The organism is Cellulosimicrobium sp. KWT-B (genome assembly GCF_002127155.1).
Taxonomy (GTDB): domain Bacteria; phylum Actinomycetota; class Actinomycetes; order Actinomycetales; family Cellulomonadaceae; genus Cellulosimicrobium; species Cellulosimicrobium funkei.
The window spans coordinates 186943-210175 of record NZ_NEDO01000002.1 but is presented as its reverse complement, the minus strand read 5'-3'; the positions used below and the strand labels follow the sequence as shown (position 1 = coordinate 210175).

Below are 23233 nucleotides of genomic sequence, written 5' to 3'. Positions count from 1 at the left end.
AGGCGCACCACAGCTCTACCTCGGCGGACCCTGCCTCTGTCTCGGGTGACCTTGCCTCTACCTCGGCGGGGTGGTGGTGCCGCGGAGGGTGTGCTCGGCGACGGCGCACGGGTCGGTGCCGGCGTCGATGTCGCGGAGGTCGCACGCGACGCGGCGCATGAGGGTGCGGAACGTGCCGCGCTCGTCGGGCGAGAGCATGTCGAGGAGGTCCTCCTCGGCGTCGTGCACGGCGGCGGCCCACCCGGCGAGACGACGGCGGCCCTCGGGCGTCGCGACGACGCGGCGCGCGCGCCGGTCCGCGGGGTTCTGCTGTCGCTCGACGAGGCCGGACGCGACGAGGTCGTCGACGAGATACGTCATGACGGTGCGGTCGATGCCGTGGTGCTCGGCGAGCGCGAGCTGCGTGGGGTGGTCGCCCTGCGTCACGGTCACGAGGACCTGGTAGCCGCGCGTGCCGTGCGGGACGTCGTCGAGCGCCTGTTCGACGGTCGCGCGGTAGGCGCGCAGCAGGACACCGAGGTGCCAGCCGAGGTCCTCGAGGCGGCCGGGGAGCTCGGCCGGGCCGGTGGGTGCGGCGGTCGTCGCGCTCGTGCTCATCCGCTCAGGGTACCGCGGGAATGCGGTTGCACCACCTATCTGTTCTCGATATGTTCTGCTCAACAACGTATCTTGAGATCGCGAGGAGCCATGCCCGACTACGGCCACGACCTGCGCTTCGGGTCCTTCGTCACGCCCACCGCCGCGGCGCCCCAGCAGGCGGTCGCGCTCGCGCAGCTGTCCGAGGAGGTCGGCCTGGACCTCGTGACCTTCCAGGACCACCCGTACCAGGCGGCGTTCCTCGACACCTGGACCCTGCTGTCCTGGGTCGCGGCGCGCACCGAGCGCATCCGCCTCGCGGGCAACGTGCTCAACCTGCCGCTGCGCCCGCCGGCCGTGCTGGCGCGCGCCGTCGCGAGCCTCGACCGGCTGTCGGGCGGGCGCGTCGAGCTCGGCCTGGGCGCGGGCGGGTTCTGGGACCCGATCGTCGCGATGGGCGGCGAGCGCCTCACGCCGGGGCAGTCCGTCGACGCGCTCTCCGAGGGCATCGACGTCATCCGCGGGCTGTGGGACACGACGACGCGCGAGCGCCTGGAGGTGGGCGGCACGTACCACCACGTCGACGGCGCCAAGCGGGGCCCCGCCCCCGCGCACGACGTCGAGATCTGGGTCGGGGCGCTCAAGCCCCGCATGCTGCGCCTCGTCGGCGCGCAGGCCGACGGCTGGCTCCCGTCGCTCGCGTACCTGCAGAGCTTCGAGGCGCTCGCGCAGGGCAACGCGACGATCGACGCTGCCGCGCAGGAGGCGGGCCGCGACCCGCGCGCGGTGCGCCGCCTGCTCAACGTCGGCGGCCGGTTCACCGCCGACGGCGGCGCCGGGTTCCTCCAGGGGTCGCCCCGGCAGTGGGCCGAGCAGGTCGCCGAGGTGACGCTCGAGCACGGCGTGTCCACGTGGATCGTCGGCGGGGACGACCCGACGACGCTCGCCGTCGTGGGCCAGGAGGTCGCGCCCGCGGCGCGCGAGCTCGTCGCCGCGGCGCGCGGCACGACCGACGGCCCGGCACCGGTCGCACCGGCCGACGGCGGGGCCCACGCATGACCGACTACGGCCACCCGCTCCGGTTCGGCACGTTCGTCACGCCGGCGGCGCAGGACCCGGAGGCGACCGTCGGGCTCGCGCGCGTCGCGGAGGACGCCGGCTACGACCTCGTGACGTTCCAGGACCACCCGTACCAGCCGCGCTTCCTCGACACGTGGACGCTGCTGTCGTACGTCGCGTCCGCGACGGAGCGCATCCACGTCGCGCCCGACGTCGTCAACGTCCCGATGCGGCCGCCCGCCGTCCTGGCGCGCGCGGCGGCGAGCCTCGACCTGCTCTCCGACGGGCGCGTCGAGCTCGCCCTCGGGGCGGGGTCCTTCTGGGACGCGATGGCGGCGATGGGCACGCGCCGGCTCACGCCGGGGGAGTCCGTGGACGCGCTCACCGAGGCGATCGAGGTGATCCGGGCGATCTGGGGCGAGGACGGCGACGGTGAGCTGTTCGTCCCCGGCCGGCACCACCGGCTCGACGGCGCGACGCCCGGCCCGGGCACCACGCGCCGCATCCCGCTGTGGCTGGGCGCGCTCGGCCCGCGGATGCTGCGCCTCGTGGGGGAGAAGGCCGACGGCTGGCTCCCGTCGCTGGGCCGCGTGGGCCTCGACGGGCTGCGCGCGGGCAACGCGCGCATCGACGAGGCGGCGGCCGCCGTCGGGCGCGACCCGCGCGAGGTGACGCGGCTGCTCAACGTGTCGGGCACGTTCGACGCGGTCCCGGAGGCGTCCGGCCTCGGGGGCGCCCCCGACCTCTCCGGGCCGCCCGCAGCCTGGCTCGAGCGGCTCCTGCCCCTCGTCCTGGAGGAGGGCGTCTCCACGCTGGTCCTCGCGACCGACGACGAGCGCACCACCCGCCGGTTCGCGGACGAGGTCGCGCCCGCCCTGCGCGACGCCGTCGACGCCGCGCGCGCGGAGCGGGGCACCGACACGTCGCGCGTCGTGCCGCTCGCCGTGCGGTCCGCGCGTCGCGACGGCATCGCGTACGACGACGTCCCCGCCTCGCTCGCGGAGCGCGCCGTCGAGCCGGGCGACGCCGCGTACGCGGGCGTGCGCTCGAACTACCTGCGCGGCGGCTCGCCGGGCCTCGTGCTGCGCCCGCGCGACACCGCGGAGGTCGTCGAGGCGCTCGCCTTCGCGCGCGCCCAGCCGGTGACGCGCCGGGTGCCGCTGTCCGTCCGCTCGGGCGGGCACGGGATCAGCGGACGCTCGACGAACGACGGCGGCATCGTCCTCGACCTCGGCGCGCTCGACCAGGTGGAGGTGGTCGACGACGCCGCGCGCCTCGTGCGCGTCGGCCCCGGCGCGCGCTGGGGCGGGGTCGCGGCGGCGCTCGCGCCGCGCGGCTGGGCGATCACGTCGGGCGACTCCGGCGGCGTCGGGGTGGGCGGTCTCGCGACCGCGGGCGGCATCGGCTTCCTCGGCCGGGCGCACGGCCTGACGATCGACCACGTGCGCGCGGTCGAGGTCGTGCTCGCCGACGGCTCGGTCGTGCGCGCGAGCGACGACGAGAACACGGACCTGTTCTGGGCCGTGCGCGGCGCCGGGGCGCAGGTCGGGATCGTCACGTCGTTCGAGCTCGTCGCGGACGAGGTGTCCGCGGTGGGGTTCGCGCAGATGGTGCACGACGCGTCGGACCTCGCCGGGTTCCTCGAGCGCTGGGGCGCCACGGTGGAGGCCTCGCCGCGGGACACGACGAGCTTCCTGATCGTCGGGCGGCCGCGGCCCGGGCAGCCCGTCGTCGCGCAGTCCATGACGATGGTCGACTCCGACGACCCGGACACCGTCCTCGCGCGGCTCCAGCCGTTCGCGGCGATCTCCCCGCTGCTCGCCCGGGCGACGGCGCAGATCGTGCCGTACGACGCCGTCGTCTCGGCGCCCCCGCCCGGCCCGCACGGGGGGCAGGGCGAGCCCGTGTCGCGGTCCGGGCTGCTGGAGCACCTCACGCCGGAGGCGTCGGCGCGTCTCGCGGGCCTCGTCACGAGCGGGGACACGTACTTCTTCCAGATCCGCTCGACGGGCGGTGCGGCGTCGGACGTGCCCGCCGACGCGACGGCGTACGCGCACCGGTCCGCGAACTTCTCGGTCGTCGCGATGGGGGCGAGCCGGTCCCGTCTCGACGCGCGGTGGGACGCGCTCGCCGACGTGTTCGACGGCATGTACCTCAGCTTCGACACCGACCTGCGCACCGAGCGCGTGACGGACGCGTTCCCGCCCGCGACCCTGGAGCGGCTGCGAGAGGTCAAGCGCCGCGTGGACCCGACGAACGTCTTCCGCGACAACCTGCCCGTCCTCGGGCCGCACCCGACGGACGAGCCCGCGCCCGCCGTCGTCCCGCCGAGGTAGAGCCCCGGTCCGCCGGGGTAGAGCCCCGGTCCGCCGAGGTAGAGGTGTGGTCCGCCGAGGTAGAGGCGTGGTCAACGACCACGCCTCTACCTCGCGCTACCAGGGCTCTACCTCGGGGTGCCGGGGCTCTGCCCCGAGGTGGGGGCCCGACGGCGCAGCGTGAGGACCGCGTGGACGGCGAGGCCCGCGAGCACGGCCCAGAACGCGGCGCCGATGCCCGCGACGACCGTCCCGCCCGCGGCGACGAGGAACGTCACGACGGCCGCCTCGCGGCCCCGCGGCTCGGCGACCGCGCCCGCGACGGCGGCGCCGAGCGTCCCGACGAGCGCGAGCCCGGCGGCCGCCTCGACGAGCCCGGCCGGCGCGGCCGCGACCAGCGCGGCGAGGCCGGCCGAGCCCACGGCGAGCACGAGGTAGGCCCAGCCCGCGGTGTGCGCGGCGACCCAGCGCCGTCGGGGGTCGGGGTGCGCCTCGGGTCCCGCGGCGAGCGCGGCGGAGATCGCCGCGAGGTTGATCGCGTGCCCGCCGGCGGTGGCGCCCGCGAGCGTCGCGAGGCCGGTGACGGTCATGGTCTCGCGCCACGGCACGCGGTAGCCGAACGAGGCCATGACCGCGACGCCGGGGACGTTCTGCGACGCCATCGTCACGACGTAGAGCGGCACGGCGAGCCCGACGACCGCCTGCCACGAGAGCGTCGGGACGGTGAGGTCGAGGCGGGGGACGGCGTCGGCCCAGGCGAGGGTGCCGCTCCCCACGGCCTCGTACCCGACGATCGCGAGCGTGACCGCGAGCGCCGCCGGCGCGGCCCAGCGCGGCGCGACCCGCAGCAGCACGAGCCACGTGAGCACGACGGGCGCCACGAGCAGCGGCGTCGTGACGAACGCGCGGACGGGCGCGAGGCACAGCGTGAGCAGCACGCCCGCGAGCATCGCCTGGGCGATCGGGGTGGGGATGGCGGCGACGAGGTCGCCGAGGCGCGGCCAGAGCGCGGTGAGCAGCACGAGCCCGCCGACGACGCAGAACGCGCCGACCGCGGCGGGCCAGCCGCCCGCGACCGCCCCCGTGCTGACGAGGAGCGCGGCCCCGGGCGTGGACCAGGCGAGCGTGAGCGGGGTGCGGTGGCGCGTCGTCAGCCAGAGGATGCCGACGGCCTGCGTCACGCACAGGGCGAGGAGCCCGGACGCGGCCTGGTCGGGCGTGGCGCCGACGGCGCGCAGGCCGGCGAGCACGACGGCGAACGAGCTCGTGAAGCCGACGAGGGCCGTGACGAGCCCGGCGAGGACGGGGCGCAGGCGCTCCGGGTCGGGTTCCATGCTGCTCCAGCGGACGTACCGAGCCGTTCTGTTTGCGGAACGCTACCAGGGTGGCCTGGGTCACGGCCGGTAGGCTGCCGCGCGTGAGCGACGGGGGAGCGCAGGCGGGCACGGGAGCGAGCACAGGGTCGGACGACGACGGCCCGGGCGGTGGTGCCCCCGCGCCGTCGGACCGCCGCGGGGACGAGACGCTCGCCGCGGTCGCCGCCCAGATCCGGGCGCTGCGGGCCGAGCGCGGGCTGTCGCTGTCGGCGCTCGCGGCGGCGGCGGGCGTCGGGAAGGGCTCGCTCTCCGAGATCGAGCACGGCGCGCGCAACCCCACGCTCGCGACGCTCTACGCTCTCGCCGGGGCGCTCGGCGTCCCGCTCGCGACGCTCCTCGCCGAGCGGCCGGGCTCGGAGGTGTCGTCCGAGGGCGTCCGGGCCCGCCTCCTCGACGCCCACCACCTGCCTGACGGCACCGCCGTCGAGGTCTACCACCTGCACCTCGAGCCCTCCGCGGACCGCACGTCGCCGCCGCACGGGCCGGGCGTCGTCGAGCACCTGCTCGTGACGTCCGGTCGCGTGCGCGCGGGGCGTCGTGGCGCGGAGGCCGTGGTGACCGTGGGCGACGAGCTGCGCTGGGTGTCGGACGCCGAGCACTCCTACCGCGCGCTCGACGGGGCACCGGTCGACGCGGTGCTCGTCATCCGCACGCCCCCGCGACGCGGCGAGCGGCCCGCTACCGCAGGCCCGGTCCCGGCGCCCACGCGCCGGACGTGAACCCCGACGGCGCGCCCGGCGACCACGGGGCCGGCGGCGGCTGCGGGGCCCGGACGAGGAACGCCTGGCGCGCCGTGAGCATGAGCTGCAGCAGCGCGCGCCGCTGCCCCTCGACGCGCCACGCCTCGACGGCGCCGCGCTCGACCCGGTCGTGGAGCAGCGCGAGCTCCGTCGCCGCCTGCTGGTAGTCGCGCATCGCGTGCGCGGCCCCCGCGCCACCGGTGCGGCGGGCCCAGTCGCGCGCCTGGCGGCGCGCGGCGAGCGTCGACAGCATCGCGAGGTCGGCGGGCGTGACGAGGCCCGTCGGCACGTAGGGCACGAGCTGGCGCTGGATCGTCGCGACCGTGCGGCGTCGGTCCCGGACGAGCAGGACGACCAGCGTGACCAGCACCCCGAGCCCGGCGAGGTACGCGACCCCGAGCGCGAGCGGGCCGAAGCCGGTCGAGGCGTTCCACAGCATGTGCAGGGCGATGGCCGCGGCGAGACCACCGAGCGGCGCGAACACGCGGCGCGGCCCGGGCGGGCTCGTGGCCGCGCTCGCGACGCCGAGGCCCGTGAGCGCCGTGCACAGCGGGTGCAGCAGGGGGGTGATGATCGCGCGCAGCACGAACGTCGGGCCGAGCGTGCCGTCCTGCGCAGCCATGATGAAGTACGTGACGTTCTCGACCGCCGCGAACCCGAGGGCGACCATCGCGGCGTAGATCACGCCGTCGGTCCAGCCGTCGATCTCGTGGCGCCGGAACCAGAGCATCCCGAACAGCACCGCGCCCTTGAGGATCTCCTCGACGAACGGCGCCCCGAACGACGCGACGACGTACCAGCCGACCTCCTCGCCGAACAGCGGCGCGGTGAGCAGCTCCAGGCCGAGCGTGTTGAGGATCCCCGCGACGAGCGTCGCGATCCCCGCGCCCCACAGGAACGCGACGACGAGCGCGCTCGGCGGCTCGGGCTCGAGGCGGTCGAGCGCGAGCACGACCGGCACCCAGATGCCCAGCGGCACGAGCGCGAGCAACAGCCCGACCGTGAACGTGCCCACCCCGGACAGCGCCGCGAGCACGAGGCCCACGAGCAGGCACAGGCTCGCGACGGCGATCGTCACGATGACGCCGACGCGCGCGCGGCCCGGCGGCCGGCCCTCGAGCACGGCGCGCGGGTCGAGCGGGACGGCGGCACCCGCCGGGCCCAGCGGGTGCGGCGGCTGCTGGGGCGGGGGGACGGCCGGGCCGTGCGGCGGGAAGGTCACGGGCGGTAAGGCTACGCACCCGGCGGGCGACGCGGGAAGGCGTCCGCCCGGCGCGCCGCGCGGCGACCGGGGGAGGTCGCGCCACGCGGTGGCCGGGGGGTGGGGCTACGCCGCGACGTCGTACCCGGAGCGCAGGCCGCCCCGGCGGCGCACGGTCGCGTCGTCGGGCACGATCTCGTCCGGCGGGACGACGGCGCCGGCCTCCACGAGCACCCGGCGTCCGACGCGCGCGCCGCTGCCCACCCGGGCACGGTCGCCGACGCGCGCCTCGGGGGCGATGCGGACGTTGTCGCCGACGCGGACGTCGCGGCCGAGGACGACGTCCCGGTCGATCCAGGTGCCGTCGCCGAGCCGGCAGCCGTGGCCCACCACGGCGCCCTTCTCGACGTAGGTGCCCCACCCGACGGGCACGGACTCGGGGACGCGGGCGTGGGGCGACACGAAGCCACCGCCGGTGTGACGGTCGTAGTGCATGATCTCGCCGAAGTCGTTCTCGACCTGGACGCGGCGTGCGAGGCGGGCCACCTGACCTCCTCAAGGTCTGTCGACAGTGGTACTGATGACATAACGACGACGAGGCGCCCAGGATTCCGACGCCGCCGCCCCGCCGAGGTAGAGCCCTGGCTTCGCGAGGTAGAGCCGTGGTCCCGCGGGGTAGAGCCCGGGTCGCCGGGCCGACGGCGGGCGTCGCCCCGCCTTCCGCGCCCCGCAGGCGAGCATCGCCCGGGCGACCTCCCGCGGCGGCGCCACGGTCGCCGGGTGCGGACCGACCGCCGTCGTGCCGAGCAGGTGGATCGGGTGCGTCCTGGCCGACGGACGCGCCGGAACCGCCTGCTCGCGCTGCCCGGATGGCCTGGTCGGCCCGCCCCCGGTCCCGACGGGCGACCTGGCCGCCCCGGGTGCCCGGCCGACGTCGGGCGCGGCCAGCCTGGACGCCGCGGCGAGGCCGCGGCGTCGGGTGTGACCTCGGCTCTACCCCGAGGCACCGCGGCTCTACCTCGGCCGACCGGGGCTCTACCCCGCGGAGCCAGGGCTCTACCTCGGCCGACCAGGGCTCTACCCCGGGGGACCACGGATCTACCTCGGCGGGACCTCGCCTCTACCTCGGCCGACCAGGGCTCTACCTCGCCGGACCACGGCTCTGGCCCGCGACGGCGGCGCCGTCCTGCGGGCCGATGGGTCAGACGGCGCGGGTGGTGCCGCGGACGACGAGGGTCGTGGGGAGGCGGACGTGGGGGTCGCGCTGCCGGCCCTCGACGAGGTCGACGATGAGGCGCAGGGCCTCGGTGCCCATGCGGTGGATGGGCTGGTCGACGGTCGTCAGGGGCGGGGTGGTGAGCGCGGACTCGGGCACGTTGTCGAAGCCGATGACGGAGACGTCGTCGGGCACGCGGAGGCCGAGCTCGGCGGCGACCTCCATGGTGCGGATCGCGGAGAGGTCGTTGGCGGCGAAGATCGCGGTGGGGCGCTCGGGGAGCGAGAGGAGCTCGTGCGCGGGGGAGTCCGCGAGGTCGGGGCGGTAGCCGCCGACGCGCACGAGGTCGGGGTCGAAGGCGATGCCGGCGTCGGCGAGCGCCTCGCGGTACCCCTGCTCGCGCAGGCGCGCGGACTCGAGGTCGGGGCGGCCGGCGAGGAAGCCGATGCGGCGGTGGCCGAGGTCGAGGAGGTGCTGCGTCGCGGTGCGGCCGCCGGCGAGGTTGTCGGAGTCGACGGTCGGGGGGTCGGACGGGCCGCGGTGCGGGTCGACGGCGACGACCGGGATCGAGCTGCCGCGCGCGACGACGGTGGGCGTGACGAGGATGGCGCCGTCGATGAGGGTGCCGCCGAGGCGGGACAGGGAGCGCTGCTCCCATCCGACGCGGTCGTCGCGGCGCAGGCCCCCGGAGTAGGCGAGGAGCTCGTACCCGGTCCCGTCGACGGCCTCGGAGATGCCCTTGAGCAGCTCGGTCGAGAACGGCTCGAACTCGGCGACGAGGATCCCGATAACGTTGGTCTTGCTGCTCCGCAGGCTCCTCGCGACGATCGACGACTCGTACCCGAGGTCGTCGATGACCTGCTGGACGTGACGGGAGGTCTCGGGCGCGACGCCGTAGCGACCGTTGATCACCTTGGAGACGGTCGCGACGGAGACGCCGGCGGTGCGCGCGACGTCGCCGATCGTGACTCTTCCCGTGGAGCGCATGGGGATGACAGTAGCCCCTGGCGAGGGCGTCCGGAGGCCCCCGCCACGTCGTGTGTAAAACGTTATCGATATCGATTGACACGACCCTGTCGCGCCTGCCAGAGTCGCTACCGGCGGCCCCACAGCGGTGGCGGCCCGGCGCGCTCGAGGCAGCGTGCGCCCCGGTGCGACTCGACGAAGAGGACGGAACGATGAAGTCTCGGAAGCTCCTGACGGCGACCGCCGTCGCCCTGGCGGGCACGCTCGTGCTCACGGCCTGCGGAGGCGGAGGCGACTCCGGCTCGGACGACGGCTCGGTCTCGATGACCTTCTGGCACAACTCCACGACCGGTGAGGGCAAGGCCTACTGGGAGGAGACGGTCGCGGCGTTCGAGGAGGCGAACCCCGGCGTCACGATCGAGATCCAGGCCATCCAGAACGAGGACATGGACGGCAAGCTCCAGACGGCCCTCAACTCGGGCGACGCGCCCGACATCTTCATGGCGCGCGGCGGCGGCAAGCTGGCCGACGTCGTGGAGGCCGGCCAGGCGATGGACCTCACCGACGCGATCGACGACACCACGCGCGAGGCCGTGGGCGACGCGGCGCTCAGCGCCTTCACGGTCGACGGCAAGGTCTACGGGATGCCGGTCTCGATCCTCCCCGGCGGCGTCTACTACAGCGAGGACCTGTTCGAGCAGGCCGGCGTGACGGCGAACCCGACGACGATCAGCGAGCTCGAGGGCGTCGTCGACCAGCTCAAGACCGCGGGCGTCGCGCCGATCGCGCTCGGCGCGAAGGACGCGTGGCCGGCCGCGCACTGGTACTACTTCTTCGCCCTGCGCGAGTGCTCGCAGGACACCATCAACACGGCGGCGAGCGAGCGCAGCTTCGACGACCCGTGCTGGCTCAAGGCCGGCGAGGACCTCCAGGCGTTCGCCGAGACGGAGCCCTTCAACCAGGGCTACCTCACGACCTCCGCGCAGCAGGGCGCGGGCTCGTCCGCGGGCCTCATCGCCAACCACCAGGCCGCGATGGAGCTCATGGGCGCGTGGAACCCCGGCGTCATCGCGTCGCTCACGCCGGACGAGAAGCCGCTCGCGGACCTGCAGTGGTTCCCGTTCCCGGCCGTCGAGGGCGGTGACGGCGAGCCCGGCGCCATGATGGGCGGCGTCGACGGGTTCTCCTGCTCGGCCCAGGCCCCCGCCGAGTGCGCGGAGTTCCTCAACTTCATCATGTCGAAGGAGTCGCAGGAGGCGTACGCCACCGCGTTCCACACCCTGCCCGCGAGCAAGGAGGCGCAGGGCGTCGTGACGGAGCCCGCGCTCGTCTCGATCCTCGAGGCCTACAACGAGGCGCCGTACGTCACCGTCTGGCTGGACACGCTGTTCGGGCAGAACGTCGGCAACGCGCTCAACACCTCCGTGGTCAACCTGCTCGCCGGCAAGGGCACGCCGCAGGACATCGTCGACACGACGAACGCCGCAGCGGCCAAGGAGTAACCGGAGCCATGACCGTGTCCCAGGGCGAGACCTCGCCGAGCACGACGACGCCCGAGGACCGGGCCGGGGGCGGCGCCGGCGCCGTGGCGGGGCCGCCCCCGGCCGCCGCGGCGCGGGCCCGCCGCCCGCGCCGCGGCCGCTGGGGCCAGCGAGCCGAGATCGCGGTGCTCGCCGGGCCGGCGCTCGTCGTCTTCCTCACGTTCGTCATCGTGCCCGTGCTGATGGCGGCGTACTACGGGTTCTTCAAGTGGAAGGGCTTCGGCCCGCCGACGGACTTCGTGGGGTTCGAGAACTACCTCACGATCTTCCGCGACCCCGAGTTCCTCGCGGCGCTGCGGCACAACGGGTTCATCGTGCTCATGTCGCTCGTGCTCCAGGGCCCGGTCGCGGTGGTCGTCGCGCTCATGCTCAACCGGCGCATGCGCGGCCGCTCGGTGGTCCGCGTGCTCGTGTTCGTGCCGTACGTGGTGTCCGAGGTGATCGTCGGCACGGGGTTCAGCCTCATGCTCTCGACGACCGGCGCCGTGAACGACCTGCTGGAGAAGATCGGCCTCGGGTTCCTCGCGGTCGACTGGCTCGCCGACCCCGACGTCGCGATCTGGACCCTGCTGCTCATCATCACGTGGAAGTACATCGGCTTCGCCGTGATCCTCTTCCTCGCGGGCCTCCAGGGCATCCCCGACGAGCTGGGCGAGGCCGCCGCGATCGACGGCGCGTCCTACTGGAAGGCGCAGCGCTACGTCACGCTCCCGCTGCTGGGCCCGACGGTCCGCATCTGGGCGTTCCTGTCGATCATCGGCTCGCTCCAGCTGTTCGACCTCGTCTACATCATCTGGGGCCAGTACGTGGCCTCGACGGCGGGCACGTCGACCATGGCGACCTACATGGTCGCGAACGGCCGCAACGCGGGGAACTACGGGTACGGCAGCGCGGTCGCGGTCGTGCTGTTCCTCATCTCCCTCGCCGTGGCGCTCGTGTACCAGCGGTACGTCCTGCGCCGTGACACCGAGGGCGCGATCACGGAAGGGAAGAAGTGATGGCCACCGTCACCGCCGTACCCGCGCCCGAGCGTCCCGCCGGCGTCAAGACCCCGAAGGAGCCCCGCGGCTCCGGCATCGGCCGGGGCGGCCCGCTGACCTACGTGGTCGCGTGGCTGCTCGTGGGCGTGTGCCTCGCGCCGATCGCGTACATCGTCGTCGGCGGGTTCCGCACCAACGCGCAGATCACGGCCGACCCGTCGGGCCTGCCCGACCCGTGGCAGGTCGTCAACTACGTCGAGGTCCTGTCGAGCTCGCTGTTCTGGCAGCAGCTCGGGAACTCGCTCGTCGCGGCGCTCCTCACGACGCTCGGCGTCGTGGTGCTCGGCCTCATGGCGAGCTACGTCATCGCCCGCTACTCGTTCGTGGGGCGCGGGGCGCTCTACGCGCTGTTCGCGGCGGGCCTGATGTTCCCCATGACGGTCGCGATCACGCCGCTGTACATCATGATCCGCTCGCTCGGGCTGATGAACTCCGTGGGCGGCCTCGTGCTCCCGCAGATCGCGTTCGCCCTCCCGACGACCGTCATCATCCTGGTGCCGTTCCTGCGCGCCATCCCGCGCGAGATCGAGGAGGCCGCGTCGATCGACGGCGCGAGCCGCCTCGGCTTCTTCTTCCGGATGGTCGTGCCGCTGTCCCTGCCGGGCGTCATCACCGTGGGGATCCTCGCGTTCGTCGCGAGCTGGAACAGCTACATGCTCCCGCTCTTCATCCTCAACGACGAGACGTCGTACACGCTCCCGCTGGGCGTGCAGGCGTTCGCGTCGCAGTACTCCGTGGACACCGCCCGCGTGCTCGCCTTCACCTCCCTGTCGATGATCCCCGCGCTCGTCTTCTTCTCGCTGTTCGAGAGGCGCATCGTCGGGGGCCTCACCGGCGCCGTGAAGGGCTGACCACGCCCGTCCGCACCCTGCCCCGTCTCGCGCCGCGCGCGGGACGGGGCCACCACCGAAGGAGAACGGTCCCGTGACCGACGTCGTCCCTGCCGTCCCGACGGCACCCCTCGGCAGCCCGACCCCGGGCGCCGACCCCGCGCCGACCCCGCGCCCCGCACCCACGCAGATGCCCACGGTCTCCGAGCGCGTGCGCGCGCTCCACGCGCGCATGACCCTCGACGAGAAGCTCGCGCAGCTCGTCGGCTACTGGCTCGACCAGAACGGCACCGTCGCCCCGATGCAGTCGGAGATGACGGCCGGCCAGGCCGACGGCGGCCGGCTCGCGGAGATCACGCAGCACGGGATCGGGCACTACACGCGCGTGTACGGCACGCGCCCCGTCGACCCGGCGGAGCGGGCGGCGTGGCTGTGGGCGGAGCAGCGGCGGCTGCGGACCGGGACGCGGCTGGGGATCCCGGCGATCGTGCACGAGGAGTGCCTCACGGGTCTCGCCGCGTGGCAGGCCGCGACGTACCCGACGCCGCTCGCGTGGGGCGCGTCGTTCGACCCGGACCTCGTCGAGGAGATGGCGCGCGAGGTGGGGGAGTCGATGCGCACGCTCGGCGTCCACCAGGGCCTCGCGCCCGTGCTCGACGTCGTGCGCGACCCGCGCTGGGGCCGCGTCGACGAGTGCGTCGGCGAGGACCCGTACCTCGTGGGCACGGTCGGCACGGCGTACGTGCGCGGTCTCCAGGACGCGGGCGTGCACGCGACGCTCAAGCACTTCGTCGGGTACTCGGGCTCCCACGCGGGGCGCAACCACGCGCCCGTGAGCGCGGGGCCGCGCGAACTCGCGGACGTCTACCTCCCGCCGTTCGAGATGGCGGTGCGCGACGGCGGCGCCCGGTCCGTCATGGCGTCGTACGTCGACGTCGACGGCGTGCCGCTGCACGCGAGCACCGAGCACCTCACCGAGGTGCTGCGCGAGCGCTGGGGGTTCGACGGCGTCGTCGTCGCCGACTACTTCGGCGTCGCGTTCCTCGAGGTGATGCACCGCGTCGCGGCCGACCGCGGCGAGGCGGCGGCGCAGGCGCTCCGGGCGGGCCTGGACGTCGAGCTCCCGACGGGCGACGCCTACCTCGCGCCGCTCGCCGAGCGCGTGCGGTCGGGCGCGCTCGACGAGGCGTGGGTCGACCGCGCCGTGCTGCGCCTGCTCACCCAGAAGGAGGAGCTGGGCCTGCTCGACCCCGGTGCCTACGCCGACGAGCCGCCGACCGCCGTCGACCTCGACACCCCGCGCCAGCGCGCGACCGCGCGCCGCCTCGCGCAGGAGTCGCTCGTGCTGCTCGCGAACGACGGCGTGCTCCCGCTCGTGCGGCCCGGGGCCGACGGCGCGACGACCGCCCCGCGGCGCGTCGCCGTCGTCGGGCCGGACGCCGACTCGGCCGAGGCGCTCATGGGCTGCTACTCGTTCGTCAACCACGTGCTCGCGCACCACCCGGGCACCCCGGCGGGCATCGAGCTGCCGACGGTGCTCGAGTCGCTGCGCGACGCGCTCGCCGGGGCGGGCACCGACGTCACGTACGTGCGCGGGTGCGCGGTCGAGGGCGACGACGTCACGGAGATCCCGGCCGCGGTCGACGCCGCGCGGGACGCGGACGTCGCGGTCGTCGTCGTCGGCGACGAGGCCGGGCTGTTCGGGCGCGGCACCGTCGGCGAGGGGAACGACGTCGAGTCGCTCGAGCTGCCGGGCGTGCAGCGACGGCTCGTCGAGGAGGTCGTCGCGACGGGCACGCCGGTCGTGCTCGTGCTGCTCACCGGCCGTCCCTACGCGATCGGCTGGGCCCTCGACGCGGGGTCGTCGCGCGACGGCGTCCCGGCCGCCGTCGTGCAGGGCTTCTTCCCCGGCGAGGAGGGCGGGCGCGCCGTCGCGGACGTGCTCGTCGGCGCGGTGAACCCCTCGGGCCGCCTGCCCGTGTCGCTGCCCCGCGCGGGCGGCGCGCAGCCCTACTCCTACCTCCACCCGGTGCTCGGCGGGCCGTCCGACGTGACGTCCACCGACCCGACGCCGGTGCGGCCGTTCGGGTTCGGGCTGTCGTACACGCAGTTCGCGTACGCGGACCTCGAGGTCGACACGGCCGTGGCGGCGGGCGGGACGTTCCGCGCCGCGGTCACCGTGACCAACACGGGCCCGGTGGCCGGGGCGGACGTCGTGCAGCTGTACGCGCGCGACGTCGTGGGCTCCGTGCCGCGGCCCGTCGCGCAGCTCCTCGGGTACGCCCGCGTCGACCTCGCTGCGGGCGAGTCGCGCCGCGTGACGTTCCGCGTCCCGACGACGCGCCTCGCGTTCTCCGACCGCCGCCTCGTGCGCGTGGTCGAGCCGGGCGACGTCGAGGTGTGGGTCGGCGCGCACGCGGCGGCCGTCGACTCCGCCCCCGGAGCGGGCGACCTCGGGTCGACGACCGGCGGCGCGATCGTCAACGAGTCCGCGCCGGCCGCGCGGCACGTGGTGCCGGGCGCGGCGACCGCGCGCGCGACGATCGCCGTCACGGGCCCCCTGCACGAGGTCACGGCCGCGGACGAGCGGCTCGTCGCCGTCGAGGTGTCCGCCCGCGTCGAGGCGGGGGAGCGCGCATGACGCGCGTCCAGAACCCGGTGCTGCCCGGGTGCAACCCCGACCCGTCGGTGTGCCGCGTCGGTGACGACTTCTACCTCGTCACCTCGACGTTCGAGTACCTGCCCGGCCTGCCGGTGCTGCGCAGCCGCGACCTCGCGACGTGGGAGCACGTGGGGGACGTCGTCGACCGGTCGGGGCAGCTCGACTACGACGGCATCCGCTCGTCGGGCGGCCTGTTCGCCCCGACGCTGCGCCACCACGACGGCACGTTCTGGCTCGTGTGCACGCTCGTGGACCCGGACGACGACTCCCGCGGCGGCAACTTCGTCATGACGGCGACCGACCCGGCCGGGCCGTGGTCCGACCCGGTGTGGCTGCGCGACGAGGACGGCGAGCGGGTCGCGGGGATCGACCCGTCGATCTTCTTCGACGACGACGGCCGCGTCTGGCTGCACGGCACGCGCCTCGCGCCCGAGCCGGAGTGGTTCCACCAGACCGAGGTGTGGGTGCGCGAGCTCGATCCCGCGACGTGCACGCTCGTGGGCCCCGAGCACGTCGTGTGGACGGGGGCCGTGCGCGGTGCCGTGTGGGCCGAGGGCCCGCACCTGTACAAGGTCGACGGCACGTACTACCTGCTCGCGGCCGAGGGCGGGACGGACTTCCACCACGCGGTGTCCGTCGCGCGCGCGTCGTCGGTCACGGGGCCGTACGAGGGCAACAAGGCCAACCCCGTGCTCACGCACCGGCACCTCGGGCGCGGCGTGGATGTCGTCGGCGTGGGCCACGCCGACCTCGTGGAGGCGCCCGACGGCTCGTGGTGGGCCGTGCTGCTCGCGATGCGCGTCTACGGCGGCTACCACTACCCGCTCGGCCGCGAGACGTTCCTCGTCCCCGTCGTGTGGGAGGACGGGTGGCCCGTCCTCGCGCCCGGTGAGGGCCGCGTGCCCGACGCCGTCGAGGTCCCCTTCGCGAGCCCGGCGCCCCGGACGGCGGTCCAGGGCGGGGCGAGCGGCGTCGTCCGCCCGGACGACCCGCGCTGGACGGCGGTGCGCGCCCTGCCGCGCGACGTCGCGACCCCGGCGGGCGAGGGCTGGGACCTCCCGGTCCGCCCGACGACGCTCGTCGAGCCGGGCGCGCCCGCGTTCCTCGGCGTGCGCCAGCAGCACCGCGACGTCGACGTGACGGTCACCGTGCAGGTCCCGGCCGTGGCGGGGGAGCGCGCGGGCGTCGTCGTGCGCCAGTCCGAGGAGGACCACGTGCGGCTCCTCGTCGACGGTGGCCCGGGCGACGAGCGGCGCGTCGTCGCGGTGCACCGGCGCGGCGGCACGGACGCGGTGGTCGGGGAGACGACGGTGACCGCCGCCCCCGGGGAGCCGGTCGTCGTCGGTCTGCGCGTGCGCGGGCAGGACTACGGGCTCGTCGCCGGGCCCGCGGACGGGCCGGTCGTGGACGTCGCGACGGTCGACGGGCGCACGCTCGACAGCGCCGCCGCGGGCGGGTTCCTCGGGCTCTGGCTCGGCGTGCACGCGACGAGCGAGGGCCGCCCGAGCGCGTCCGTCGTGCGCGTCGAGCGGTTCGTGTACGAGCCGGTGGCCTGACGCGTCGCCCGGGCGTGCGGGAGCATGCGGCCGGGCTACGGTCGGGGCATGTCGAGCGAACGGACACGCACCGAGGTGGACCTGCTGGGGCCGAAGGAGGTCCCGGCGGACGCCTACTACGGCGTCCACACGGTCCGCGCCATGGAGAACTTCCGCATCTCGGGGACGACGGTGAGCGACGTCCCCGAGATGGTGCGCGGCATGGTGATGGTCAAGAAGGCGTCGGCGCTCGCGAACCGTGAGCTGCGCACCATCCAGCGCGACGTCGCCGACGCGATCGTCGCCGCGTGCGACGCGATCCTGCGCGACGGGCGGTGCCTCGACCAGTTCCCCGTCGACGTGTTCCAGGGCGGCGCCGGGACGAGCGTCAACATGAACACCAACGAGGTCGTCGCCAACCTCGCGCTCGAGCTCGCCGGGTTCGAGAAGGGCCGCTACGACGTCATCAACCCCAACGACCACGTCAACCGCTCGCAGTCCACGAACGACGCCTACCCCACGGGGTTCCGGCTCGCGGTCCACGAGCTCGTCGCGCGGCTCCAGGGCGAGGTGCGGCGGCTCGAGCGCGCGTTCGACGAGAAGGCGTCCGAGTTCGCGGACGTCCTGAAGATGGGGCGCACGCAGCTCCAGGACGCGGTCCCCATGAGCCTCGGCCAGGAGTTCGCCGGGTTCGCCGTGAACGTCGGGGAGGAGATCCGCCGGCTCGAGGTCGCGGGCGAGCTGCTGCTCGAGGTCAACCTCGGCGCGACCGCGATCGGCACCGGGCTCAACACCCCGCCCGGTTACCCGAAGGTCGCGACGCGACGGCTCGCCGAGGTGAGCGGCCTGCACACCGTCCCGGCCGAGAACCTCGTCGAGGCGACCTACGACAACGGCGCCTACCTCGCCGTCCACTCCGCGCTCAAGCGGCTCGCGGCCAAGCTGTCGAAGATCTGCAACGACCTGCGCCTGCTGTCGTCGGGGCCGCGCGCGGGCCTCGGCGAGATCAACCTGCCCGAGCTCCAGGCCGGGTCGTCGATCATGCCCGCCAAGGTGAACCCCGTCATCCCCGAGGTCGTCAACCAGGTCTGCTTCAAGGTCATGGGCAACGACGTGACGATCACGCACGCCGCCGAGGCCGGGCAGCTCCAGCTCAACGTCATGGAGCCCGGGCTCGCGCAGTCGATGTTCGAGTCGCTGCACCTGCTGACCAACGCGTGCGTCGCGCTGCGCACCAAGTGCGTCACGGGCATCACCGCGAACGTCGAGGTCTGCCGCCGCCACGTGCTCGACTCCATCGGCATCGTCACGTACCTCAACGAGATCATCGGCCACCGCAACGGCGACCTCGTGGGCGCGGAGGCCGCCCGGACCGGGGCCTCCGTGCGCGACGTCGTGGTCGCGCGCGGCCTGCTCACGGCCGAGGAGGTCGACGCCGTGCTCACGACCGAGAACTTCCTGCGCCCCCGGTACACCGGCCGCTACTACGCGCCCGACGAGCGCGGCCTGCCGCCCGCGGGCGAGGAGGGCGAGTCGTCACGCGTCGTCGAGTCCGACGACGCCACCGGCGCGCCCCCGGAGCCCGAGCCCGAGTCCTGAGGCCGAGGGCGACCTGCCCGCCGTCGGGTCGGCCCGAGGGTCGATCCCGCCGCTCGGGTCGATCGTGCGGCGGAGCGGCGTCATCCCCGGACGAGGCGAGCGATCTCCGTGCCGTCCGGGCCGACGAGCACCAGCCGACCGCCGTCCAGGCCGGCACGGGCGGCCGAGGCGACGTAGCCGGGGACGCTCTCTCCCTCGCACCACATCAGGGTCTGGAGGCCCGTGGTCGCGAGCAGGCGACCGCCGTCGTCCAGGGCCCACGCGCCCCCGCCGCCGTTGCACCCGTCGGAGCCGGACCACGTCCCGTCCTCGTGGAAGACGACGTGCGGGTCGGTGGAGGAGCGTGCGGCCGGCTCCCACCGCCCGACGAGGTCCCGCACCTCGGCGGGCGCGAGGCCGCCCGGCAGCGGCGCGGGCGGGTCGAACGCCGCCCGCACGTCGTCGGTCATCTCGGGGGCCTGCGCGAAGTGCTCCGCGGCGTCGGGGATCGGGGCCGGGGCGCCGTCGACCTGGAGCCCGGCGACGGCGTCGCCGTCCGCGTCGAGCAGGCGCCAGCCCTCGCCGTCGGGCTCGTAGGCGACCACCGTGCGCAGCCACGGGATCTCGGGAATCCCCGCCGCGCCGCACGCCGCCGCGGCGGCGTACGGGTCCGAGGCGACGAAGGCCCGGCCTGCCGCCTCCCAGCCGCCCTCGACGTACGCGCCGCAGTCGCCCCACAGCATGTACTGCCCGGCGTCGAGCCGCAGCCACGTGTCGGGGCCCTCGCCGTCGGCCCCCGAGACCCGCCACATCCCGACCAGCCCGACGGGGTCCGAGCCGGACGTGCCCGGCGCCCCGGGGGTCGTGCCGTCGGGGGCGCCGCAGCCCGTGGCGAGACCGACCGCCAGGAGGGCGGCGATCGTCGCCGCGGACGTACGCACGGCCCGGTCTCCGCTCATAGCTCGCTCGTGTCCCGGGGCCCGCGGGTCTTGCAGCCGGACGGTGAGCAGCGCGGAAGGCTACGACCGGACGCGCACGGCTCGCAGCGCGACGCCGACCGCGAGCACGACGACCCCCGCGACCACGCTCGGGACGGGCAGCGTGACGACCAGCGCGACGCACCCGAGCGCGCCGAGCACCGGGAGGGCGCGCGGGTACAGGCGGTGCGGCGCGGTCTGGCGCAGCGCCGAGAGGTTCGCGACGAGGTAGTAGACGAGCACCCCGAACGACGAGAACCCGATCGCGCCGCGCAGGTCCGTCGTGAGCACGAGCAGCACGACCGCCGCCCCGACCGCGAGCTCTGCGCGGTGCGGCACCCGGTGCACGGGGTGCACCGCGGCGAACCACCCCGGCAGGTCGCCGGTACGGGCCATCGCGAGCCCCGTGCGGCTCACCCCGGCCAGGAGGGCGAGGAGCGCGCCGGCGCTCGCGGCGACCGCGCCGACGCTCACGACCGGTCCCGCCCACGCCCACGACCCGGCCGCGACGGCGTCGGCGAGCGGCGCGGCGGACGTCGCGAGCCGGGCGGGCCCGAGCACGGCGAGGAGCGTGACCGCCACGACGGCGTAGAGCACGACGACGGTCCCGAGCGACACGAGGACCGCGCGCGGGATGGTGCGGCGCGGGTCGCGCACCTCCTCGCCGAGCGTCGCGACGCGCGCGTACCCGGCGAACGCGAAGAACAGCAGCCCTGCGGCCTGGAGGACGCCGTACCAGCCGCCGTGCGCGCCGTCGGCGTCGAGGACGACGGACCAGCGCGGCGTCGTCCCCGCGAGGCTCGCGACGACCGCCGTCGCGATCGCGAGCAGCGCGACCGCGACGACCCCGCGCGCGAGGCGGGCCGTGCGCGTCACGCCGCGGTAGCCGACCGCGGTGAGCACGACGACCGCCGCGGCGGCGACGGGACGCTCCCACCCGGGCGGTGCGGCGTACGCGGCGAGGACGAGCGCCATGGCGGCGCAGCTCGCCGTCTTCCCGACGACGAAGCCCCACCCCGCGACGTAGCCCCACCACGGGCCCAGGTGCTCGCGCCCGTACACGTACGTGCCGCCAGACGTCGGGTGCTGCGCGGCGAGCTGGGCCGACGACGTCGCGTTCGCGTACGCCACGACGGCGGCCAGCGCGAGGCCGACGAGCAGGCCCGTCCCCGCCGCGGCCGCCGCCGGGGCGAACGCCGAGAACACGCCCGCGCCGACCATGGACGCGAGCCCGACGACGACGGCGTCCGTCGTGCCGAGGCGGCGGGCGAGCGACGGCTGGCCGGGTGCGGTGGTCACCCGCACAGCGTGCCAGGACCAGGTGTCCACGAGGTGTCCGACGGCGGCCCGGCACCCGCACGGGGGCGTGGTCCGGAGCGTCCCCGGGAGCCGGTACAGTTCCCGCCGGTGTCCCGTTCCGGTCGTCGTCGACCGGTCCCGACGAGCGGGGGGCGACGGGCTGTGCGCTTCGGCGAGGACGGCGGTGCAGGGGTGGTCTCAGGAGGGTCCGGCGACGGGCGGCGCGCGGGGCGGACGGCGTCGCGCGCGGTGCTCGTGGGGGTGCTCGCGGGCGCGGTCGTGGTGGGGGCGCCGGGGGTCGCGAGCGCGGACCCGGGTGACGGGCTGTCGGAGACGTCGCACGTCCGCTACGAGGTGGACGGCACCGGCCCGGTCCGGGTCCGGGTGACGACGACGCTGCGCAACGAGCAGCCGGACAGCGGCCAGTACTTCTACTACTGGGACGCCTACGGCATCCCCGTGCCGGCGGGCGCGACGGACGTCACCGCGACGAGCGGCGGCGCCACGCTCCCCGTCACGCTGGAGCCGACGGAGGACCCGGCCACGAGCGCCGCGCGGGTCTCGTTCTCGCCCCTCAACTACGGGCGCGAGCGGACCGTGGAGTGGGCCTACACGATCCCGGGCGAGCCGATCCGCTCGGAGGGGTACACGCGCGTCGGGCCGGGGTACGCGACGTTCGCCGTCAGCGCCGCCGGGGACCCGGGCCAGGTGACCGTCGAGATCGTCACCCCGACGTCGATGGACTTCGACAGCACGTGGGACGGGTTCACCCCGATCCTCGAGGGGACGACCCGGACGCACCGCGCGACGGAGAGCACCGACGACCTCGGCACGTGGTCGTTCGTCTCGCTCCGGGACCCGGCGCAGGTCGACACGACCACGGTCGACGCCGCGGGGACGGAGCTCGTGCTCGAGAGCTTCCCGGGCGACGCCGAGTGGAGCGCCTTCGTCGCGGAGCAGGTCGCCGCCGGGCTGCCCACGCTCGAGCGCGTCGTCGGGATGCCGTGGCCGGGGAACCTCGAGCGCATCCGCGAGGACGTGTCGCCCGAGGTGCTGGGGTACGCGTGGTTCGACCGCGGGTCCGGCGAGATCGTCATCCCCGAGGACCTCGACGCCGGGCTGCTCTTCCACGAGCTCTCGCACGCGTGGCTCGCCGGGGACCGGTTCGCGGACCGGTGGGTGTCCGAGGGCCTGGCCGAGGTCGTGGGGGAGCGCGTCGCGGCGCAGACGGGCGGCCCGACCGAGACGTTCCCGGCCCCCGCGCGCGACGCGGCCGAGGCGCTCCCGCTCGTCGCCTGGGCGGACGTCGACGTGCAGGACGGCGCCGACGCCACCGAGGAGTACGCGTACGCCGCCGCGTGGACGGCCGTGTCCGCGCTCGTCGGCGGGCTCGACGACGAGGCGCTCGGGTCGCTCGTCGCCGCCGCGTACGCGGGGGAGAGCGCCTACGACGCGCCCGGCGAGCCGGGCCGCCCCGGCCTGACCGACGGGCGTCGCTTCCTCGACCTCGTCGAGGTGCGCGGCGAGGTCGCCGACGCCCAGGCTGCCTACCGCACGTGGGTCGCCGACGCCGACGAGACCGCCCTGCTCGACGCGCGGGGCCCGGCCCGCGAGGCCTACGTCGCCCTCGACGCGGCCGACGGCGCGTGGCTGCCGCCCGCGGGGCTGCGCACCGCGATGACGGACTGGGCGTTCGCGGACGCCGACGCGGCCCGGGAGGCGATCGGGCCCGACGCCGCCGCGGCCGCCGGCCAGGTCCAGGAGGCCGCCGACGACGCGGGCCTGCCCGAACCGGCCGCCGTGCGCACGCAGTACGAGAGCGCCCGCACCGCCGAGGAGTACGCCGCGCTCGCGACCGTGCTGCCGCGCACGGTCGAGGTCGTCGGGACGGTCGGCGACGCCGTCGCCGCGAGCACCGGCGGCGGGCCGTTCGCCGACCTCGGCCGCCTCCTGCTGGACGTCGACGGCTCGACCGCCGACGCACGCGCCGCGCTCGACGCCGGGCGCCTCGACGAGGCCGACGCCGCGGCCGACGACGCGTCGTCGCGCGCCGCCGTCGCGCCGTGGGTCGGGATCGGCGCGGTGCTCCTCGTCGTGGCGGCGCTCGCCGGTGCGGTCGTGCTCGTGGTGCGCCGCCGTCGTGCGGCCGCCGCGCCTGCCGCGCCTGCCGCGCCTGCCGCGCCGGACGCGGCCCCGGCGGTCGAGCACGATCCGGTGGTCGACGGGACGGACGACCCGGCGGACGAGGGGAAGCCCGTCGTCCCCGCCGCGGCGCCGTAGCCCGCGGCCCGGGTGGTGAGCCCGGCGGGGCGACGTACGGTC

General features: G+C 75.6%; 17 protein-coding genes. 10 read left to right on the top strand and 7 right to left on the bottom strand.

Features of this window, described 5'->3' with window-relative positions:
• Positions 1–57: 57 nt before the first annotated feature.
• Positions 58–597, bottom strand: coding sequence for a MarR family winged helix-turn-helix transcriptional regulator (locus B9L22_RS07155; RefSeq protein WP_086149830.1), 540 nt, complete (start codon positions 595–597; stop codon positions 58–60).
• Positions 598–687: 90 nt separating this feature from the next.
• Between B9L22_RS07155 and B9L22_RS07150 the strand changes: the two genes are divergently transcribed.
• Together B9L22_RS07150 and B9L22_RS07145 are read left to right on the top strand one after the other, a co-directional pair.
• Complete coding sequence (locus B9L22_RS07150; RefSeq protein ID WP_086149829.1) at positions 688–1635, top strand: LLM class flavin-dependent oxidoreductase; 948 nt, start codon at positions 688–690, stop codon at positions 1633–1635.
• Complete coding sequence (locus B9L22_RS07145; RefSeq protein ID WP_086149828.1) at positions 1632–3971, top strand: LLM class flavin-dependent oxidoreductase; 2340 nt, start codon at positions 1632–1634, stop codon at positions 3969–3971. The genes B9L22_RS07150 and B9L22_RS07145 overlap by 4 nt, the downstream gene beginning before the upstream one ends.
• A gap of 107 nt (positions 3972–4078) precedes the next feature.
• Here B9L22_RS07145 and B9L22_RS07140 read toward each other — a convergent pair whose 3' ends face one another.
• On the bottom strand, positions 4079–5284 hold the full coding sequence (locus B9L22_RS07140) for a benzoate/H(+) symporter BenE family transporter (protein ID WP_086149827.1): 1206 nt from the start codon (positions 5282–5284) through the stop codon (positions 4079–4081).
• Positions 5285–5367: 83 nt separating this feature from the next.
• Between B9L22_RS07140 and B9L22_RS07135 the strand changes: the two genes are divergently transcribed.
• Entirely contained in the window at positions 5368–6045 is a 678-nt protein-coding gene (locus B9L22_RS07135) for a helix-turn-helix domain-containing protein (protein WP_086150195.1), read from the top strand.
• Here the strand turns inward: B9L22_RS07135 and B9L22_RS07130 are convergent.
• The 3 genes from B9L22_RS07130 to B9L22_RS07120 all read right to left on the bottom strand — a co-directional run bounded on the left by B9L22_RS07130 (position 6005) and on the right by B9L22_RS07120 (position 9470).
• Positions 6005–7288 carry a PrsW family intramembrane metalloprotease gene (locus B9L22_RS07130; RefSeq protein ID WP_233139836.1) on the bottom strand — a complete coding sequence of 428 codons (1284 nt, stop codon included), beginning with the start codon at positions 7286–7288 and terminating at the stop codon, positions 6005–6007. The two genes, B9L22_RS07135 and B9L22_RS07130, sit on opposite strands and share 41 nt — an antisense overlap.
• Before the next feature lie 105 nt (positions 7289–7393).
• Positions 7394–7813, bottom strand: a complete 420-nt coding sequence (locus B9L22_RS07125) for a hypothetical protein (protein ID WP_034652356.1) — start codon at positions 7811–7813, stop codon at positions 7394–7396.
• Positions 7814–8468: 655 nt separating this feature from the next.
• Positions 8469–9470 carry a LacI family DNA-binding transcriptional regulator gene (locus tag B9L22_RS07120; protein WP_021482631.1) on the bottom strand — a complete coding sequence of 334 codons (1002 nt, stop codon included), beginning with the start codon at positions 9468–9470 and terminating at the stop codon, positions 8469–8471.
• A 191-nt stretch (positions 9471–9661) separates the two neighbouring features.
• On the opposite strand from B9L22_RS07120, the gene B9L22_RS07115 reads away from it, so the two are divergent.
• The 6 genes from B9L22_RS07115 to aspA all read left to right on the top strand — a co-directional run bounded on the left by B9L22_RS07115 (position 9662) and on the right by aspA (position 18656).
• The gene (locus B9L22_RS07115; RefSeq protein ID WP_043660009.1) at positions 9662–10951 is read left to right on the top strand and encodes an ABC transporter substrate-binding protein; all 1290 of its coding nucleotides are present in this window, start codon (positions 9662–9664) and stop codon (positions 10949–10951) included.
• An 8-nt stretch (positions 10952–10959) separates the two neighbouring features.
• Positions 10960–11988, top strand: coding sequence for a carbohydrate ABC transporter permease (locus B9L22_RS07110; RefSeq protein ID WP_074803268.1), 1029 nt, complete (start codon positions 10960–10962; stop codon positions 11986–11988).
• Complete coding sequence (locus tag B9L22_RS07105) at positions 11988–12881, top strand: carbohydrate ABC transporter permease (protein ID WP_043657187.1); 894 nt, start codon at positions 11988–11990, stop codon at positions 12879–12881. The genes B9L22_RS07110 and B9L22_RS07105 overlap by 1 nt, the downstream gene beginning before the upstream one ends.
• Before the next feature lie 169 nt (positions 12882–13050).
• On the top strand, positions 13051–15501 hold the full coding sequence (locus B9L22_RS07100) for a glycoside hydrolase family 3 N-terminal domain-containing protein (protein WP_086150193.1): 2451 nt from the start codon (positions 13051–13053) through the stop codon (positions 15499–15501).
• Positions 15498–17078, top strand: coding sequence for a glycoside hydrolase family 43 protein (locus B9L22_RS07095; RefSeq protein WP_086149826.1), 1581 nt, complete (start codon positions 15498–15500; stop codon positions 17076–17078). The genes B9L22_RS07100 and B9L22_RS07095 overlap by 4 nt, the downstream gene beginning before the upstream one ends.
• 48 nt (positions 17079–17126) lie before the next feature.
• On the top strand, positions 17127–18656 hold the full coding sequence (gene aspA, locus B9L22_RS07090) for an aspartate ammonia-lyase (protein ID WP_086149825.1): 1530 nt from the start codon (positions 17127–17129) through the stop codon (positions 18654–18656).
• 80 nt (positions 18657–18736) lie between these two features.
• Here aspA and B9L22_RS07085 read toward each other — a convergent pair whose 3' ends face one another.
• Both B9L22_RS07085 and B9L22_RS07080 read right to left on the bottom strand, forming a co-directional pair.
• Positions 18737–19594, bottom strand: coding sequence for an META domain-containing protein (locus B9L22_RS07085; RefSeq protein WP_086149824.1), 858 nt, complete (start codon positions 19592–19594; stop codon positions 18737–18739).
• Between the two features lie 60 nt (positions 19595–19654).
• Positions 19655–20911 carry an APC family permease gene (locus B9L22_RS07080; protein WP_304441586.1) on the bottom strand — a complete coding sequence of 419 codons (1257 nt, stop codon included), beginning with the start codon at positions 20909–20911 and terminating at the stop codon, positions 19655–19657.
• Between the two features lie 192 nt (positions 20912–21103).
• Between B9L22_RS07080 and B9L22_RS07075 the strand changes: the two genes are divergently transcribed.
• Complete coding sequence (locus B9L22_RS07075) at positions 21104–23191, top strand: hypothetical protein (protein ID WP_143317141.1); 2088 nt, start codon at positions 21104–21106, stop codon at positions 23189–23191.
• Positions 23192–23233 lie beyond the last annotated feature (42 nt).

Excerpts from the sequence above, each read along its gene's own strand:
- B9L22_RS07150 (WP_086149829.1), top strand. The coding sequence starts at position 688 with ATGCCCGACTACGGCCACGACCTGCGCTTCGGGTCCTTCGTCACGCCC.
- B9L22_RS07155 (WP_086149830.1), bottom strand. The coding sequence starts at position 597 with ATGAGCACGAGCGCGACGACCGCCGCACCCACCGGCCCGGCCGAGCTC.
- B9L22_RS07120 (WP_021482631.1), bottom strand. The coding sequence starts at position 9,470 with ATGCGCTCCACGGGAAGAGTCACGATCGGCGACGTCGCGCGCACCGCC.
- B9L22_RS07110 (WP_074803268.1), top strand. The coding sequence starts at position 10,960 with ATGACCGTGTCCCAGGGCGAGACCTCGCCGAGCACGACGACGCCCGAG.
- B9L22_RS07085 (WP_086149824.1), bottom strand. The coding sequence starts at position 19,594 with ATGAGCGGAGACCGGGCCGTGCGTACGTCCGCGGCGACGATCGCCGCC.
- B9L22_RS07140 (WP_086149827.1), bottom strand. The coding sequence starts at position 5,284 with ATGGAACCCGACCCGGAGCGCCTGCGCCCCGTCCTCGCCGGGCTCGTC.
- B9L22_RS07105 (WP_043657187.1), top strand. The coding sequence starts at position 11,988 with ATGGCCACCGTCACCGCCGTACCCGCGCCCGAGCGTCCCGCCGGCGTC.
- B9L22_RS07095 (WP_086149826.1), top strand. The coding sequence starts at position 15,498 with ATGACGCGCGTCCAGAACCCGGTGCTGCCCGGGTGCAACCCCGACCCG.
- B9L22_RS07100 (WP_086150193.1), top strand. The coding sequence starts at position 13,051 with ATGCCCACGGTCTCCGAGCGCGTGCGCGCGCTCCACGCGCGCATGACC.
- B9L22_RS07145 (WP_086149828.1), top strand. The coding sequence starts at position 1,632 with ATGACCGACTACGGCCACCCGCTCCGGTTCGGCACGTTCGTCACGCCG.
- aspA (WP_086149825.1), top strand. The coding sequence starts at position 17,127 with ATGTCGAGCGAACGGACACGCACCGAGGTGGACCTGCTGGGGCCGAAG.
- B9L22_RS07115 (WP_043660009.1), top strand. The coding sequence starts at position 9,662 with ATGAAGTCTCGGAAGCTCCTGACGGCGACCGCCGTCGCCCTGGCGGGC.